The organism is Variovorax sp. 01N425 (genome assembly GCF_056399465.1).
Window position 1 is genome coordinate 199,217 of the sequence record NZ_JBFTRJ010000004.1, and the last position, 14,151, is coordinate 213,367.

Annotated in this window: 15 protein-coding genes; 10 read left to right on the top strand and 5 right to left on the bottom strand. The window is 68.3% G+C overall.

What is annotated here, in order from left to right:
* Positions 1–8: 8 nt before the first annotated feature.
* The 5 genes from AC1DSC_RS08760 to AC1DSC_RS08780 are packed head-to-tail and all read right to left on the bottom strand — an operon-like array spanning position 9 to position 4,820.
* Positions 9–1,025, bottom strand: coding sequence for a tripartite tricarboxylate transporter substrate binding protein (locus AC1DSC_RS08760; protein ID WP_436287786.1), 1,017 nt, complete (start codon positions 1,023–1,025; stop codon positions 9–11).
* Entirely contained in the window at positions 1,022–1,909 is an 888-nt protein-coding gene (locus tag AC1DSC_RS08765; RefSeq protein WP_018904567.1) for an ABC transporter permease, read from the bottom strand. Before AC1DSC_RS08765 ends, AC1DSC_RS08760 begins: the two co-directional genes overlap by 4 nt.
* Complete coding sequence (locus AC1DSC_RS08770) at positions 1,891–3,072, bottom strand: type 1 periplasmic-binding domain-containing protein (protein WP_436287787.1); 1,182 nt, start codon at positions 3,070–3,072, stop codon at positions 1,891–1,893. The genes AC1DSC_RS08765 and AC1DSC_RS08770 overlap by 19 nt, the downstream gene beginning before the upstream one ends.
* Positions 3,069–4,067 carry a PQQ-dependent catabolism-associated beta-propeller protein gene (locus AC1DSC_RS08775; protein WP_412511069.1) on the bottom strand — a complete coding sequence of 333 codons (999 nt, stop codon included), beginning with the start codon at positions 4,065–4,067 and terminating at the stop codon, positions 3,069–3,071. Before AC1DSC_RS08775 ends, AC1DSC_RS08770 begins: the two co-directional genes overlap by 4 nt.
* A gap of 39 nt (positions 4,068–4,106) precedes the next feature.
* Positions 4,107–4,820, bottom strand: a complete 714-nt coding sequence (locus tag AC1DSC_RS08780; RefSeq protein WP_012748139.1) for an ABC transporter ATP-binding protein — start codon at positions 4,818–4,820, stop codon at positions 4,107–4,109.
* 578 nt (positions 4,821–5,398) lie between these two features.
* Between AC1DSC_RS08780 and AC1DSC_RS08785 the strand changes: the two genes are divergently transcribed.
* The 10 genes from AC1DSC_RS08785 (at position 5,399) to AC1DSC_RS08830 (ending at position 14,137) form a co-directional block, all read left to right on the top strand.
* A complete protein-coding gene (locus tag AC1DSC_RS08785; RefSeq protein ID WP_370880671.1) occupies positions 5,399–7,171 on the top strand; it encodes a methanol/ethanol family PQQ-dependent dehydrogenase in 1,773 nt (590 codons plus the stop codon).
* A gap of 114 nt (positions 7,172–7,285) precedes the next feature.
* Positions 7,286–7,690, top strand: coding sequence for a c-type cytochrome (locus AC1DSC_RS08790; protein ID WP_012748141.1), 405 nt, complete (start codon positions 7,286–7,288; stop codon positions 7,688–7,690).
* Complete coding sequence (locus AC1DSC_RS08795; protein ID WP_018904570.1) at positions 7,687–8,577, top strand: quinoprotein dehydrogenase-associated putative ABC transporter substrate-binding protein; 891 nt, start codon at positions 7,687–7,689, stop codon at positions 8,575–8,577. Before AC1DSC_RS08790 ends, AC1DSC_RS08795 begins: the two co-directional genes overlap by 4 nt.
* Before the next feature lie 26 nt (positions 8,578–8,603).
* Positions 8,604–9,287: a hypothetical protein gene (locus AC1DSC_RS08800; RefSeq protein ID WP_436287789.1), complete on the top strand. Its 684-nt coding sequence runs from the start codon at positions 8,604–8,606 to the stop codon at positions 9,285–9,287.
* Between the two features lie 38 nt (positions 9,288–9,325).
* Complete coding sequence (locus AC1DSC_RS08805) at positions 9,326–9,697, top strand: hypothetical protein (protein ID WP_038107147.1); 372 nt, start codon at positions 9,326–9,328, stop codon at positions 9,695–9,697.
* Positions 9,698–9,719: 22 nt separating this feature from the next.
* Positions 9,720–10,703 carry a YVTN family beta-propeller repeat protein gene (locus AC1DSC_RS08810; protein ID WP_436287790.1) on the top strand — a complete coding sequence of 328 codons (984 nt, stop codon included), beginning with the start codon at positions 9,720–9,722 and terminating at the stop codon, positions 10,701–10,703.
* Positions 10,704–10,756: 53 nt separating this feature from the next.
* Entirely contained in the window at positions 10,757–11,302 is a 546-nt protein-coding gene (locus tag AC1DSC_RS08815; RefSeq protein WP_436287791.1) for an SRPBCC family protein, read from the top strand.
* Between the two features lie 21 nt (positions 11,303–11,323).
* The gene (locus AC1DSC_RS08820) at positions 11,324–12,343 is read left to right on the top strand and encodes an AAA family ATPase (protein ID WP_436287792.1); all 1,020 of its coding nucleotides are present in this window, start codon (positions 11,324–11,326) and stop codon (positions 12,341–12,343) included.
* Between the two features lie 4 nt (positions 12,344–12,347).
* Positions 12,348–13,223 (top strand): DUF58 domain-containing protein, encoded by an 876-nt coding sequence (locus tag AC1DSC_RS08825; RefSeq protein ID WP_436287793.1) that lies wholly within the window; start codon positions 12,348–12,350, stop codon positions 13,221–13,223.
* Positions 13,220–14,137, top strand: coding sequence for a calcium incorporation protein MxaA (locus AC1DSC_RS08830; protein ID WP_436287794.1), 918 nt, complete (start codon positions 13,220–13,222; stop codon positions 14,135–14,137). Before AC1DSC_RS08825 ends, AC1DSC_RS08830 begins: the two co-directional genes overlap by 4 nt.
* Positions 14,138–14,151: the final 14 nt, after the last annotated feature.

Genomic DNA, 14,151 nt, shown 5'->3' on the forward strand with positions numbered 1-14,151 from the left:
TCTCCCCCTCAAGTGCCGGTGCGCGCGAGGCCCAGCTTTTCGACGATGGCGCGCTCCTGCGCGAAGATTTCGCGGCACGACTGCGCATAGGCCTCCGGGCCGAGGTAGTCGGCCTCCTGGTCGTACTTGGCGAGCTCGTCCTTGAAGCGCTGGTCGAACATGGCTTTCTTGAAGGCATCGTGCAGCACCGCCACCACGCCGCGCGGCAGGCCGCGCGGCCCCGCCAGCCCGTAGGGCGACTTGGCCACGATGTCGAAGCCCAGCTCGCGCAGCACGGGCACCTGTGGCCAGCGCTTCGAACGCTCACCCGAAAAGATGGCCAGCAGCCGCAGCGTGCCCGCATCGACCGCCGGCCCGAAGCCGGTGGAATTGACGCCGGCCATCACCTGCCCGCCCGCAATCGCGTTGAGCTGCTCGGACGTGCCCTTGTACGGCACATGGATGTAGCGCAGGCCGCGTGCCGTGAACAGCGTCTCCAGCACCATGTGCGGCGTGGTGCCGATGCCGTTGGTGGCAACGGTCAGCTCGCCGGGCCGCGCGCGCGCGAACGCGAACATGTCTTCGAGCGAGCGCATCGGGCTGCCGGCCGCGACCAGCATGCCGAAGGTGACGCTGGACACCTGGATGATCGGCGTCACGTCGCGGATCGGGTCCCACAGCACCTTCTGCGTGTGCGGCGCGCGGAACACCGGCTGCGGCATCTGGGCGATGGTGTAGCCGTCGGGCCGCGCCTGCTGCAGCACCGGCATGGCCAGCGTGCCGCCGGCGCCGCCGCGGTTTTCGGTCAGCACCGGCTGCCCGAGCGGCACCGAGGCCAGCTCGGCCAGGATCCGCAGCGAGATGTCGGTGGCCCCGCCCGCGGGCCAGGGCACCCACAGCGTGACGGGGCGCGAAGGAAAGGGCTCGGTCGAGGCCATCGCCCGGGCCAAGGGCAGCGCGCCCAGCGCCAGCGCGCCGGCGCCGCGCAGCCAACTGCGCCGGGTGGAACCGCCCTGCCCGCGCGTGGTGGCCCGCCTCCGGCTCATGGCCCGCCTCCGCCGCGCTTGGTAAGGCCGCCGAAGCCGCGCTGCGGGTCGTAGCCCCAGCAGGCGAGCCCGAAGAAAACCACCAGGCAGCCCAGCACTACATAGGGCGCCACGCCCGGGTCCTTGCCGTAGAGCGCAAAGCGGACCCACTCCACCGCGTAGGTGAAGGGATTGAAGCGCGCGAGCTGGTACACCCATTCGGCGCCCGATTCCTGCAGCTTCCACAGCGGATAGAGCGCGGTCGACAGGAAGTACATCGGGAAGATGACGAAGTTCATCGTGCCCGCGAAGTTCTCCAGCTGCTTGATGTGCACCGACAGCAGCAGCCCGAGCGCGCCCAGCATGAGCGCGCCGGCCGCCAGCGCCACCAGCGCATGCAGGGCCGAGAGCGACAGCAGCGGCAGCTCGGTGCCGATCAGCGCCGCCACCACCACGAACACCAACGCCTGCAGCACCGACAGCAGCGCAGTGGCGCAGAGCTTGGAGAACAGGAGCCAGGGCCGCGGCAGCGGCGCGGTGAGCAACAGGCGCATCAGGCCCATCTCGCGGTCGTAGACCATGGCCAGCGACGACTGCATGCCGTTGAACAGCAGCACCATGCCGACCAGCCCCGGCACGATGTAGACGTCGTAGGGAATGTAGGTGTCATAGGGCTCGACGATCGCCACGCCGAAGACGTTGCGGAAACCGGCCGCGAACACCGCCAGCCACAGGAGCGGCCGCACCAGCGCCGACACCAGCCGCCCGGTCTGCTGCGAGAACTTGTAGAGCTCGCGCAGCATGATCGCGCGCATCGCCTGCAGCGCGTGGCCCATGCCGCGCCGCGCCAGCGGTTCGGCCTGCCCGTCCGCGGGCTTGGGGGTTTCTAGCGCGCGATCGGACATAGCTTCTCCGGGGCATCGGCGCCCAGCGTGTCGAGCACGTTGCGCGGGTGCAGCACGCCTTCGGCCGGCGCCTGCGCGATCACGCCCTGCCCGTCCGTCAGCAGCATGGGCTGGCGCAGCTGGCCGTCCCAGGCGCGGAAGCTCAGGCTGGTGCCCTTGGAGCCGTCGAGCGTGCTCTTGCCGATGGCCTGGGCCCAGGCCGCGTTCGGGCCCTTGGGCGCGGCAATGGCGGCGGCTGCCAGGGTCTTGCCGGCCATCCAGGCGGCCCAGTCCTGCGCGGTCATCGGGCGCTTTGCGGCCTTGGCGAAGCGGCGCGAGACCTGCGGCGCGCCATAGCGCTCGAACTGCGCATGCCAGGCCAGCGCCACCAGCCCGCCGTCGCCCACCACCGGCCGCGGCAGCACGGTGCGGTAGGGCAGCATGCGGGCGAACTCGCCGTCGCTGTCGACCACCCACACGGCGTCGTAGTTGTTGCCGGCCGTGAGCAGCAGCGGATTGGCGAGGTCGCGCTCGCGCGGATCGGCCGAGAGCTTGAACGGCTTGCTGGCCACCACCTGCAGGCCGTAGCGCTTGATCGACGCCTGCACGGTGGCCGCGCGCAGCGCGTCCTGCGGGCTGCCGCCCACCAGCAGGAGCAGCTTGCTCCATTTGCGCGACACCAGCGTCTGCGCCAGCGCATCGCTGCGCATGCGTTCACTGGGAATCAGGTGGAACATGCGGGCACGGCAATCCTGCTGGCGCAGCCGGTCGGAGGCGTCGCCCAGGTTCAGCACCGGCAGCTTCACGGCATCGGCCACGGCCAGCGTCCATTCGGCGGGCAGGTCGGTCAGCAGCACCGCCGCGCCGCTCTTCTCGGCCGCCACCGCCGCGGCGCGCGCCGCCTCGATGGACGCGGCAGGCGCGGCGGCCAGCGCCACTTCGGCGCCGGCGGCCTCGAGTTCGAACTTCGTCTCCTCGAGCGCAACTTCGAGCCCATCGGAAAGCGGACCGCCCGGGTGCCCCAGGTAGGCACGCTCCACGCGGGAGCGCTCCAGGCGGGGATCGTCGTCCGGCGTGATCAGCGTGGCCTTGAGCACGGCCGCGCCCGCCGCCGCCGGCGCCACGAGCGCCACGGCCATCCACCACGCGCCCGCCAGCCAGGAAGCCGTTGCGCGCATCCTCATTCGACGATCACGAGCCCATAGGGCACGCGCCCTACCGGAACGCTCTTGATGGCCTTGGCGCCGGCCACGTCGACCACCGTCACGTCGTCGCTCAAGCCGTTGACCACGTAGAGCCGCGCCTGCGCCTTGTCGAGCGTGACGTTCCAGGCCCGCTTGCCGACCAGCACCAGCGAGCCGACCTTGCGGCTGGCCACGTCGACGAAGGCCACGTGGTTGGCGCGGCCCAGGCCCACGAAGGCCCGCTTGCCGTCGCTCGTCATCTGGATGCCCACGGGCGTGATGTCCTCGGCGCGCGCGCCCTTCACTTCGAACTTGAGCGTGTCGATCACCTCGTTCGTCGCAGTCGAGACGATGCTGACGCTCGCGCCCAGTTCGTTGGTGACCCAGAGCTCCTTGCCGTCGGGCGTGATGGCCATGCGCCGCGGGCGCTTGCCGACCTTGATGTTCTTCACGACCTTGCCGCTGGCCGTGTCGATCACGTGCACCAGGCTCGCCACCTCCGACGTGATGTACAGCGTCTTGCCGTCGGCGCTGACCTTGACGCCTTCGGGCTCCGCGCCCACCTTGACCGAGCGCAGCTTCTTGCCGCTGGCCGCGTCGATGAAGCTGGCCTCGCCCGCGTCCTCGTTGGAGACGTAGATGACCTTGCCGTCCGGCGACAGGTCGAAGGCCTCGGGCTCGTCGCCCAGCGGAATGCGCCGCACCGACTTGCCGCTCGCGGGGTCGATCAGGTCGGCCTGGTTGGAATCGGTGCAGGCCACCATGATCTGGCGCTCGGGCGTCAGCTGGATGTGGCGCGCGCGCTTGCAGGTCGGGATCGTGCCCTTCACGGCCAGGGTCGCCAGGTCGATCATCGTCAGCGCGCTGTCCTTTTCGCTCGACACATAGGCGGTGCCCTGCGCCAGCGCGGCGGCACTCGCGGCGGCCAGCGCGAGCGCGCTAGCGGCCGCGCGGACCAGGGTGCGCGCAGGCGGGGGCAGGAAGGGTTGCGGCATGCGATGTCTCCATTCTTTTTGGCTCGGATCGTTCTTGGTTCAGGCGGTGCGCGCGATGAAGCCCGCCTCCAGCGTGGCGCCGCCAAGGCTCTGGCCCACCTGCGCCGGCGTGCCGTCCGCCAGCAGCTGTCCCTTGTGCAGCACCAGCACGCGGTCGGCCTCCTCGGCCTCCTCGACCCGGTGCGTGGCCCACAGCACGCACACGCCGCGCTCGCGCACGTCCGCATGCAGGGCCGCCAGCAGGTCCTGGCGCGACCTGGGGTCGAGCCCGACGGTGGCTTCGTCCATCAGCAGCACGGCCGGCCGGTGCAGCCCGGCGCGCGCCAGCTCGACCTTGCGCCGGTTGCCGCCCGAGAGCTCGCGCACCTTGCGGTCGAGATTGGCGTCGATGTTCAGGCGCTCGCAGGCCGACGCGATGCGCTCGGCCGCAAGCCGGCGCGGCAGGCCGTGCAGGTCGGCCTGGAACAGCAGGTTGCGCCGGATGCTCAGGTCCAGGTCGAGCGACATCTGCTGGAACACGACGCCGATGTGCCGCAGCGCCGCCGTTGCCGAGCGGCGCAGCGAATGGCCGGCGACCTCGACCTCGCCTTCGTCGGCCGCGAACATGCCCGTGAGCACCTGGAACAGCGTCGACTTGCCCGCGCCGTTGGGCCCGAGCAGCGCCACGAACTGGCCCGCAGGCAGATGCAGCGACAACGACTGCAGCGCCGTGCGCGTGCCATAGCGCTTGGTTAAGTCGATGGTTCGCAGCATGTAGATCGATGGGATTCGCCGGGCTTTGGGTGTCTCAATGGTAGGGGCCGTTTGTCTTCGAGCCGCAAATTCCGTGCCTCTGGAAGTCGAGGGTTTTCACTGTGATGCATTGCCATTCGTTGGCCCGCGCGAAGGCCTGCGCAGCCCGATGCGCGCCATGCCGGCACGACATCCGTCACGCCGTGCGAGACACTTTGCGTCAAATTTGATGCGCACACGATGCAGGGCCACGGCAATGCGTGGCGGGCGGCCCCGGCCAGCGCACCGAACGCTCGGGATTTCCCTAGGTCCGGACCGCGTTGCCGCACGCCGCCGCGTGCTGTGCGAAAGCCGCCGCGTGCATGCCTCTTCCGAGTGGAGCCGCCTGTCTTTGCATGGAGCGCGCATCGGCTGCCGAAGTGCTCCACGCTGGAACCGGCAGGCATGGATGTTGCGGACCGCAGCATTCGCCAAGGTGATCGAAAGATCCGCAGGCTGCCGCCATTGACCATGTTCAAAACCCACTGAAATGTGAGGAGACATCTATGAAGTTTTCCAGGCAGATCGCCGGCCGTCTCGTACGGCATATCGGCGTCGCGATGTTGGCTCTTCCGGCCTTGGCGCTCGCCAATGCCGACGTCGAGAAAAACATCGCCAACTCCAAGAACTGGGCCACGCAAGCGGGCGATATGTTCAACCAGCGATACAGCAAGTTGAATCAGATCACCAAGAGCAACGTGGGCAAGATGCAGGTCGCGTGGACCTTCTCCACCGGCGTGCTGCGCGGCCACGAGGGTTCGCCCCTGGTGGTCGATGGCGTCATGTACCTGCACTCGCCGTTCCCGAACAAGGTGTTCGCACTCGACGTCGAGACCCAGAAGATCCTGTGGAAGTACGAACCCAAGCAGGACCAGTCGGTGATCGCGGTCATGTGCTGCGACACGGTGAACCGCGGGCTTGCCTATGCGGAAGGAAAGGTCTTCCTGCAACAGGCCGACACCACCCTGGTGGCGCTCGACAGCAAGACCGGCAAGGTGGTGTGGACGGTGAAGAACGGCGATCCGAAGGTCGGCGCCACCAACACCAACGCACCCCACGTCTTCAAGGACAAGGTCATCACCGGCATCAGCGGCGGCGAGTTCGGCGTGCGCGGCTTCCTGGCGGCCTACAACATCAAGGACGGCAAGCTGGCGTGGAAGGGCTTCAGCACCGGCCCCGACGAAGAAATGCTGATGGACCCGGCCAAGACCATGACCTGGACCGACGGCAAGATGGCGCCCGTGGGCAAGGACTCTTCGCTGAAGACCTGGAAGGGCGACCAGTGGAAGATCGGCGGCGGCACCACCTGGGGCTGGTACAGCTACGACAAGGCGACCAATGCCGTGTACTACGGCACCGGCAACCCGTCGACCTGGAACCCCTCGCAGCGCCCCGGCGACAACAAGTGGTCCATGAGCATCTGGTCGCGCGACGTCGACACCGGCAAGGTCAACTGGGTCTACCAGATGACGCCCTATGACGAGTGGGACTTCGACGGCATCAACGAAATGATCCTGGCGGACATCAACGTCAAGGGCAAGCCGACCAAGGCGCTGGTGCACTTCGACCGCAACGGCTTCGCCTACACGCTGGACCGCGTGACCGGCGCGCTGCTGGTGGCCGAGAAGTACGACCCCAAGGTGAACTGGGCCACGCACGTCGACATGAAGACCGGCCGGCCGCAGGTGGTGGCCAAGTACTCCACCGCGCAGAACGGCGCCGACGTCAACACCAAGGGCATCTGCCCGGCGGCCCTCGGCAGCAAGGACCAGCAACCGGCTTCCTACGACCCCAACACCAAGCTCTTCTACGTGCCGACGAACCACGTCTGCATGGACTATGAGCCGTTCAAGGTCGAGTACACGGCAGGCCAGCCGTACGTGGGCGCCACGCTGTCGATGTACCCCACGCCGGGCAGCCATGGCGGCATGGGCAACTTCATCGCCTGGGATGCGGGCACCGGCAAGATCGTGCAGACCAAGGCCGAGAAGTTCTCGGTGTGGAGCGGTTCGCTGAACACCGCGGGCGGGATCTCCTGCTACGGCACGCTGGAAGGCTACCTCAAGTGCGTGGATGCCAAGGACATCAACAAGGAGCTGTTCAAGTTCAAGACCCCGTCCGGCATCATCGGCAACGTGTTCACCTATGAGCACAAGGGCAAGCAGTACGTCGGCGTGTTCTCGGGCATTGGCGGCTGGGCCGGCATCGGCATGGCTGCGGGCATCGACCCCGAGAAGAGCACCGAAGGCCTCGGCGCCGTCGGCGGCTACAAGGAGCTCGCCCAGTACACCGAGCTCGGCGGCTCGCTGACTGTCTTCGCACTGCCCAACTGAGGCGTTATTACCGAGGCGCCATTGCACAGATAGACGCAACATGCGAACCGGGAGAGCACTCGCTCGAGGGCTCTCCCCCACGCACTTTCAAAAGATACCGGAGACCCAGGAGCCATGAAATTTCGTAAGTCAACGTTGCTGCCTTCCCTCGTCCTGCTTGCCGGCGTGGCCTGCACACTGGCCATTGCCGCGCCAGACCCCGCGCCCTACAAGGTCACCGACGGCTACAAGGTGGATCCCGAAACCATGAAGGGTTTCCGCACCTGGCGCTCCGCGGCCTGCGACCGCTGCCACGGGCCCAACCAGGAAGGCATGGTGGGACCGTCCCTCATCAACAGCCTCAAGACGATGAAGAAGGAAGACTTCATCAAGACCGTGCGCGACGGCAGGCTCGACAAGGGCATGCAGAGCTTCGGCAACAACCCGGCGGTGATGGAGAACATCAACCAGCTCTACGCCTACCTCAAGGGCCGGTCCGACGGCGCCATCACCCGCGCCCGAGTGGAAGAAAACAAATGACCACCCGGCAGCGTGCTGCCAAGCCCCTTTCCATCGGCGCCCGCCTGCGGGCGGGCCTCCTGGGCGCAGCCTGCTGCTGCGCGCTGGTTCCGGCCGCGGCCCAGGAGACCCCGCCGCGCAAGGCGCTGCGCGTCTGCCAGGACCCCAACAACATGCCCTTCTCCAACACCAAGGCAGAAGGCATCGAGAACCGCATCGCCGAGCTGTTCGGCAAGGCGCTCGGCCTGCCGGTCACCTACTACTCGTTCCCGCAGCGGCTGGCCTTCTTCCGCAACACGCTGCGCTTCAAGCTGCCGGGCCAGGACTATCCCTGCGACATCGTGATGGGCGTGCCCGTCGGGCTCGACGAAGTCTCGGTCACCAAGCCCTACTACCGCTCGACCTACGCGCTGGTCTTTCCCAAGGGCAAGGGCATGGACAACGTGGCCTCGGCGGAAGACTTCCTCAAACTCGATGCGGCCAAGCTCAAGTCGCTGCGCATCGGCATCTACGACCGCTCGCCGGCCTCGCAATGGCTCAACAAGCACGGCCTGCTGGAGCAAGGCGTGCCCTACAAGCTCATGAGCGCCGACCCCGCGCAGTACCCGGGCGAGATCGTCGAGAAGGACCTGGCCGAAGGCAAGCTCGATGCCGTGGTGGTCTGGGGCCCGATCGCGGGCTACTTCGCGCGGCGCGTCAAGAACCCGGCCCTCGTCGTGGTGCCGCTCAAGTCCGAAAAGGGCGTGCGCCTCGACTACCAGATGGCCATGGGCGTGCGCTACGGAGAGCGCGAATGGAAGCAGCAGGTCGAAGGGCTGATCGAGTCCAAGGCACCCGAGATCCAGGCCATCCTGAAGGAGTTCGGCGTGCCGGTGGTCGATGCATCGTTCGGGGTTCCCACCAACTGAGTTGCCGCTCTTCGTTCTTCTTTCCCATGCGCTTCGCCATCGCCGCTTCGCTCTGCGTTCTTCTCTTGTCTCCCCCGGCCTCGCAGGCCGAGCCCGACAAGCGCGACTTCTCGCCCGCCGAACGCCTGCTGTTCATGACGCCGCAGCTCAAGGACCTGCAGGCGCCCATGCTGCTGCGCTACACCTTCGGCAAGACCGGCAGCTTCGAGGAAGCGTTTGCCGACAGCGTGACGGTGTCCCTGAGCGCCAAGGAAGACGGCCGCTGCTGCGATGCCAAGGGCGTGTTCCTGAGCGGTGCGCACAAGCTCGCGGTGCCCGACGTGCCGGCTGCCGAAGGCAATCCCGTGATCCTCTATTTCCTGGAGCACGACGTGCGCGAAATGAAGCGCCTCACGCGCGGCTCCGAATACCACTTCCGCAAGCGCATCCGCATGGGGATCTACCAGGACGCCCAAGTGCGCGACGTGGCGCTGCGCTACCAGGGCCGCGCCATCAAGGGCAAGGAAATCGTCTTCAGCCCTTTCCTGGACGACCCGAACCGGCCAAAGTACGAAAAGTTCGCGACCAAGACCTACCGCTTCACGCTGTCCGACGCGGTGCCGGGCGGCGTCTACGGCATTCGCACCTCCATTCCGGGCGACAGCGCCGCGGCCCAGCCCCTCATGGTCGAGGAGCTCCTGATCGACGGGGCCAAGGCGCCGGCGCGCTAGTGCCTGTTGCCGCCCAAGAAATCCTTCCAGCGAACGCCATGAACAAAACAGTCCGTCTTCTTCTCTGTCTTCTCGGCCTGCCGATGGCCGTGCATGGCGCGACGCATGCCAACGACTTTCCCACGCTGGACCGCGTGCTGTACGTGCAGGAATGCATCGCGGCCCACCCTGATGCCGGCCACTTCGAAATGGCCAGCAAGTGCTCCTGCGCGGTCGACGCGCTGGCCAGGGAAATCAAATACTCGGAATACGTGGACCTGAGCACCGCGGCCAAGGCCACCACCATCGGCGGCGAGCGCGGCGGCTACATCCGCGATTCGGAAAAGCTGCAGGCCGACATCAAGCGCTACAAGGCGCTGCAGGCCAAGGCCAACAAGGGCTGCTTCATCGGCCCGCCGACCGCGCGCTGAGCCGCGTCCCGGGCACAGCGCCATGACAGGTACCGCGACACCTGTGCACGCCGGGCTTGCCGCGATGCTGCTGCTGTGCAGCCCGGCCTGGGCCTCGCCGTTCGCCTACATCACCAACCAGGGCAGCCACGACGTGTCGGTGATCGACCTCGCCTCGCAGCAGGTGGTGGCCACGGTGCCCGTGGGCCGCTCGCCGGCCGGCGTGGTGGCGTCGAGCCGCGCGGGCCGGGCCTTCGTCTCCAACCCCGACAGCAAGACCATCTCTGTCATCGACATGCGCCAGCAGAAGGTCGTGAACACGCTGCCGGCCGGCGACGGGCCGGTGGGCATTGACATCTCGGCCGACGGCCAGCGCCTCTACGTGGCCGACTGGTACAGCAGCCGGCTGCTGGTGCTCGATGCGCAGGCCGCCGGCGCCGCCAAGCCGCTGGCTTCGATCGCGGTCGGCCGCGCGCCCGCTGGCGTGGCCGCGCATCCCGGCGGCGCCGCCGTTTTCGTGGCCGAGCGCGACGACGACAGCGTGGCCGTGGTCGACACCGCCGCGCGGCGCGTGCTGGCGCGCGTGCGCGTCGGCAGCCATCCGTTCGCGCTGTTCTACGACGCGCCGCGCTCGCGCCTCTATGCGCTCAACGTGCAGAGCAACGACGTCTCGGTGGTGGACATGCGCGACATCGTCCGCCCGGCCGTGATTGCCACCGTGAAGGTCGGCAAGGCGCCCTACGGCGCGGCGCTGGCCGAGGGCGGCGCGCTGCTCTACGTGACCAACCAGCACGAAGACTCGGTCAGCGTGATCGACGCCGCCTCGCTGAAGCTGCTGCGCACCCTCCCCGGCTTTGCCTACCCGGAAGGCATTGCCGCGCACGGCGACCGGGTCTATGTCGTCAACTGGATGGACGACAACGTGCAGGTGCTGGACGCCGCGAGCGGGCAGAAGCTCAAGACCATTGCCACGGGACAGAACAGCCGCGGCTTCGGCGCCTTCATCGGCGCGCCGATGGAGCCCTGACCTGTTTTTTTCAACCGACCTTTTTTTCTTCCCACCTCATCACGGATATTTCCATGCCGACACATCCCTCCGGCCGACGGGCGCTCTCCGTTCTTCTCGCATCGATTCTGCTTGCCGCATCGGCCCCGAGCCAGGCCCACGGGCCCACGCGCCAGAAGGTGAGCGAGAAAGTCACCATCGAGGCCCCGGCCGATGCCGTCTGGGCCAAGATCAAGAACTTCAACGCGCTGAAGGACTGGCATCCGGCGGTGGCCGACAGCGCGGCCGACAAGGGCAATGCCGAAGGCTCGGTGCGCACCGTCAAGCTCAAGGACGGGGGCATGCTCGTCGAAACGCTCGAGGGCTACGACGACGCGAAGATGAAATACAACTACCGCGCCAAGGACGGCGGCGCGCTGCCGGTCACCAACTACACCTCCGTGCTCTCGGTGGTGGCCGACGGCGGCAAGTCGGTCGTCGAATGGCGCGGCGCCTTCTACCGCGGCTACCCCAACAACGATCCGCCGCCGGACAAGAACGACGAAGCCGCCATCAAGGCCGTGACCGGCGTCTACCGCGACGGGCTCGCCCACCTCAAGAAGATGATGGAGTCGAAGTAGCCCAGGGCACCGGACACCACCATGGGCACCGAAGAACAACTCGAAGACTGGCGCCGCCTCGCGCTGCGCGTCGAAAGCGAAGTCGCGAAGGCGGTGATCGGCCAGGCCGAAACGATCCGCCTCATCAACGTGGCGCTGTTCGCGCGCGGCCATGTGCTGCTCGAGGGCGACGTGGGCGTGGGCAAGACCACGGTGCTGCGCGCCTTCTCGCGCGCCATCGGCGGCGACTTCGAGCGCGTCGAGGGCACGGTCGACCTGATGCCCGGCGACCTGGTCTATCACACCTACGTGGACGCCGAAGGCCGGCCGCGCATTGACCCGGGGCCCTTGCTGCGCCACGGCGAGCGCCTGGTCACCTTCTTCTTCAACGAGATCAACCGGGCGCGGCCGCAGGTGCAGTCGCTGCTCTTGCGCGCGATGGCCGAGCGCACAGTGTCGGCCTTCGACCGCGAGTACAGCTTTCCGCACATGACGGTGTTCGCCGACCGCAACAAGGTCGAGCGCGAAGAGACCTTCGAGCTGGCTTCGGCGGCGCGCGACCGCTTCATGTTCGAGCTGAACATGCCCAAGCCGGCCGACCGCGGCATTCGACAGTCGCTGGTGTTCGACACCGCCTACCACGACACCGAAAGCCTGATCGACCAGGTGGCGCCCGCCATCCTGCCCTGGGACCGGCTCAACGCCATCGGCGCGCAAGTGCAGCGCAGCGTGCGCGCCAGCGAGACCATCGAGCGCTATGTGCTCGACGTGTGGGAAGCCACCGAGGCGCCGCAGAAATTCGGCATCCGGCTCGACGGCGTGGACATGGACCGCCTGATCCTGGCCGGTGCCAGCCCGCGCGGCATGAGCGCGCTGCTGCGCGCGGCGCGCACCGTGGCCTGGCTCGAAGGCCGCTCGCACCTGGAACCTGCCGACCTGGCGGCGGTGCTGCCCTCGGTGCTCGGGCATCGCGTCTTCTTCACGCCTGTGTATGAACTGCGGCGGGCGGAACTGTCCGAAGCGCTGGTGACGCAGATCATGGACAAGATCGCCGCCCCCTGATGCCATGGACCGCGTCGACGAATTCCACTACCAGTTGCCGCGCCGTTTCGGCGGCTGGCGCCCGGGCGCGCAGCGCGGCCTGAGCCAGGGCAGCGGGCAGGAATTCGCCGCGCACCGGCGGCTGTTCGACCACCCCGACCCGCGCCGCATCGACCTGCGCGCGAGCCTGCGCGAGGGCCGCGGCGACTGGCTGGTGCGCATCCATCGGCTGCGCGTGGCGATTCCCGTGCACGTGGTGGTGGACGTGTCGGCGTCGATGCATTTCGGCGCCGAGCGCCGCAAGCTCGACGTGGTGGCCGACCTGGTCGAGGCGCTGGGCTACAGCGCCTTTCGCGCAGGCGACGCGGTCGGCCTGCTGGCCTTCGACCAGCGCGAGCGCCAGGACCTCTTCGTGCCAGCGCGCCACAGCCGCGGCAACGGCAGCCTGATGGCGCGGATGCTGCGCGAATGCGATGCGGCCTCCAGCGCGCCACCGACGGACGACCGCGCGCTGGCCGGCCTGCGCCGCGCCACCGAACGGCTGGTGGGCCGCGGCGGGCTGGTGTTTCTCGCGTCCGACTTCCACTGGCCGATCGGCGCGCTCGGCGAGCTGCTCGAACAGTTCTCGCCCGCCTGTGTTGTTCCATTGGTGGTCTGGGACCCGGCCGAAATCGAACCGCCCGATGCCCGCGCGCTGGTCGCGCTGCGCGACGCCGAGACCGGCGCGCGGCGCAGCCTGTGGATGCGCGATTCGCTGCGCACGCGGTGGCGCGAATCGGTCGCGGTGCGCCGCGCTGAACTCACGGCGCTGTTCAACGCGCACGGCATGCCGCCCTTTCACCTGCAGGGCCGCTTCGAGGCCGAGGCGCTCACGCGCTATTTCCTGGAGACGGCGGCATGAGCCTCGTTCATGCCGCTGTACTGGCGCTGGTGCTGGCCGCCCTGCCCGGCGGTTTTGCGCACGCCGCCGATCCCGCCATACCCGCCGCAGCCGCAACCACAGCCGCCACCATCGAGCAGCCGCGCAGCTTCGGCCATGTGCTCGGCGATGTGCTCACGCAGCGCGTGCTGCTCGAACACCACGGCCGGCCGATCGAGCCCGGCGCGCTGCCCACCGCGGCGCGCATCGATCTCTGGCTCGAACGCAGGCCGGCGCGCATCGAGACCGATGCGCAGGGCAAGCGCTGGCTCGCCGTCGAATACCAGGTCATCAACGCCCCGCGCGCGCTGGCCGCCATCTCGCTGCCGGCCCTGACGATCGCCACTGCCTCGGGCCCCGCGCTCGCGCTGCCGGCCTGGCCGGTGAGCATCGGGCCGCTGGCGCCGGTGGAAGCCTTCGGCCAGGGCGACCTGCAGCCGCTGCGGCCGGACCGCCCGGTCGCGGCACTTGCGACCTACCCCATCGAACAGCATCTGAAGTTCTCGCTGCTTGCGCTGCTCGCGGTGCTGCTGGCCTGGCTCGCCTGGTGGGCCTGGCGCAACATGCGCGAAGCGCAGCAGCTTCCGTTCGCGCATGCCTGGCGCGAACTCAAGCGCATCGACGACCCCGCGAGCCCCGAGGCATGGCGCGTACTGCACCGCGCGCTCAACCGGAGCGCCGGCCGCGTCGTGCACGGCGCCAGCCTGCCGCAGCTGCTGGCCGACGCACCCTACCTGCGTCCGCTGCAGCCGCGGCTGGAAGATTTCTACCGCGAGTCGACCCGGCGCTTCTTCTTCGCCGAAAGCACGGCCGCACCGGCCGAGGCCCAGGCCGCCTATCCGCTCAAGCCGCTGTGCCGCGCGCTGCGCAACGCGGAAAAACGCCACCGGCATTGACCGGCGGACAAAGC

Excerpts from the sequence above, each read along its gene's own strand:
- AC1DSC_RS08810 (WP_436287790.1), top strand. The coding sequence starts at position 9,720 with ATGACAGGTACCGCGACACCTGTGCACGCCGGGCTTGCCGCGATGCTG.
- AC1DSC_RS08825 (WP_436287793.1), top strand. The coding sequence starts at position 12,348 with ATGGACCGCGTCGACGAATTCCACTACCAGTTGCCGCGCCGTTTCGGC.
- AC1DSC_RS08795 (WP_018904570.1), top strand. The coding sequence starts at position 7,687 with ATGACCACCCGGCAGCGTGCTGCCAAGCCCCTTTCCATCGGCGCCCGC.
- AC1DSC_RS08815 (WP_436287791.1), top strand. The coding sequence starts at position 10,757 with ATGCCGACACATCCCTCCGGCCGACGGGCGCTCTCCGTTCTTCTCGCA.
- AC1DSC_RS08760 (WP_436287786.1), bottom strand. The coding sequence starts at position 1,025 with ATGAGCCGGAGGCGGGCCACCACGCGCGGGCAGGGCGGTTCCACCCGG.
- AC1DSC_RS08800 (WP_436287789.1), top strand. The coding sequence starts at position 8,604 with ATGCGCTTCGCCATCGCCGCTTCGCTCTGCGTTCTTCTCTTGTCTCCC.
- AC1DSC_RS08775 (WP_412511069.1), bottom strand. The coding sequence starts at position 4,067 with ATGCCGCAACCCTTCCTGCCCCCGCCTGCGCGCACCCTGGTCCGCGCG.
- AC1DSC_RS08770 (WP_436287787.1), bottom strand. The coding sequence starts at position 3,072 with ATGAGGATGCGCGCAACGGCTTCCTGGCTGGCGGGCGCGTGGTGGATG.
- AC1DSC_RS08790 (WP_012748141.1), top strand. The coding sequence starts at position 7,286 with ATGAAATTTCGTAAGTCAACGTTGCTGCCTTCCCTCGTCCTGCTTGCC.
- AC1DSC_RS08765 (WP_018904567.1), bottom strand. The coding sequence starts at position 1,909 with ATGTCCGATCGCGCGCTAGAAACCCCCAAGCCCGCGGACGGGCAGGCC.
- AC1DSC_RS08780 (WP_012748139.1), bottom strand. The coding sequence starts at position 4,820 with ATGCTGCGAACCATCGACTTAACCAAGCGCTATGGCACGCGCACGGCG.
- AC1DSC_RS08830 (WP_436287794.1), top strand. The coding sequence starts at position 13,220 with ATGAGCCTCGTTCATGCCGCTGTACTGGCGCTGGTGCTGGCCGCCCTG.
- AC1DSC_RS08820 (WP_436287792.1), top strand. The coding sequence starts at position 11,324 with ATGGGCACCGAAGAACAACTCGAAGACTGGCGCCGCCTCGCGCTGCGC.
- AC1DSC_RS08805 (WP_038107147.1), top strand. The coding sequence starts at position 9,326 with ATGAACAAAACAGTCCGTCTTCTTCTCTGTCTTCTCGGCCTGCCGATG.
- AC1DSC_RS08785 (WP_370880671.1), top strand. The coding sequence starts at position 5,399 with ATGTTGGCTCTTCCGGCCTTGGCGCTCGCCAATGCCGACGTCGAGAAA.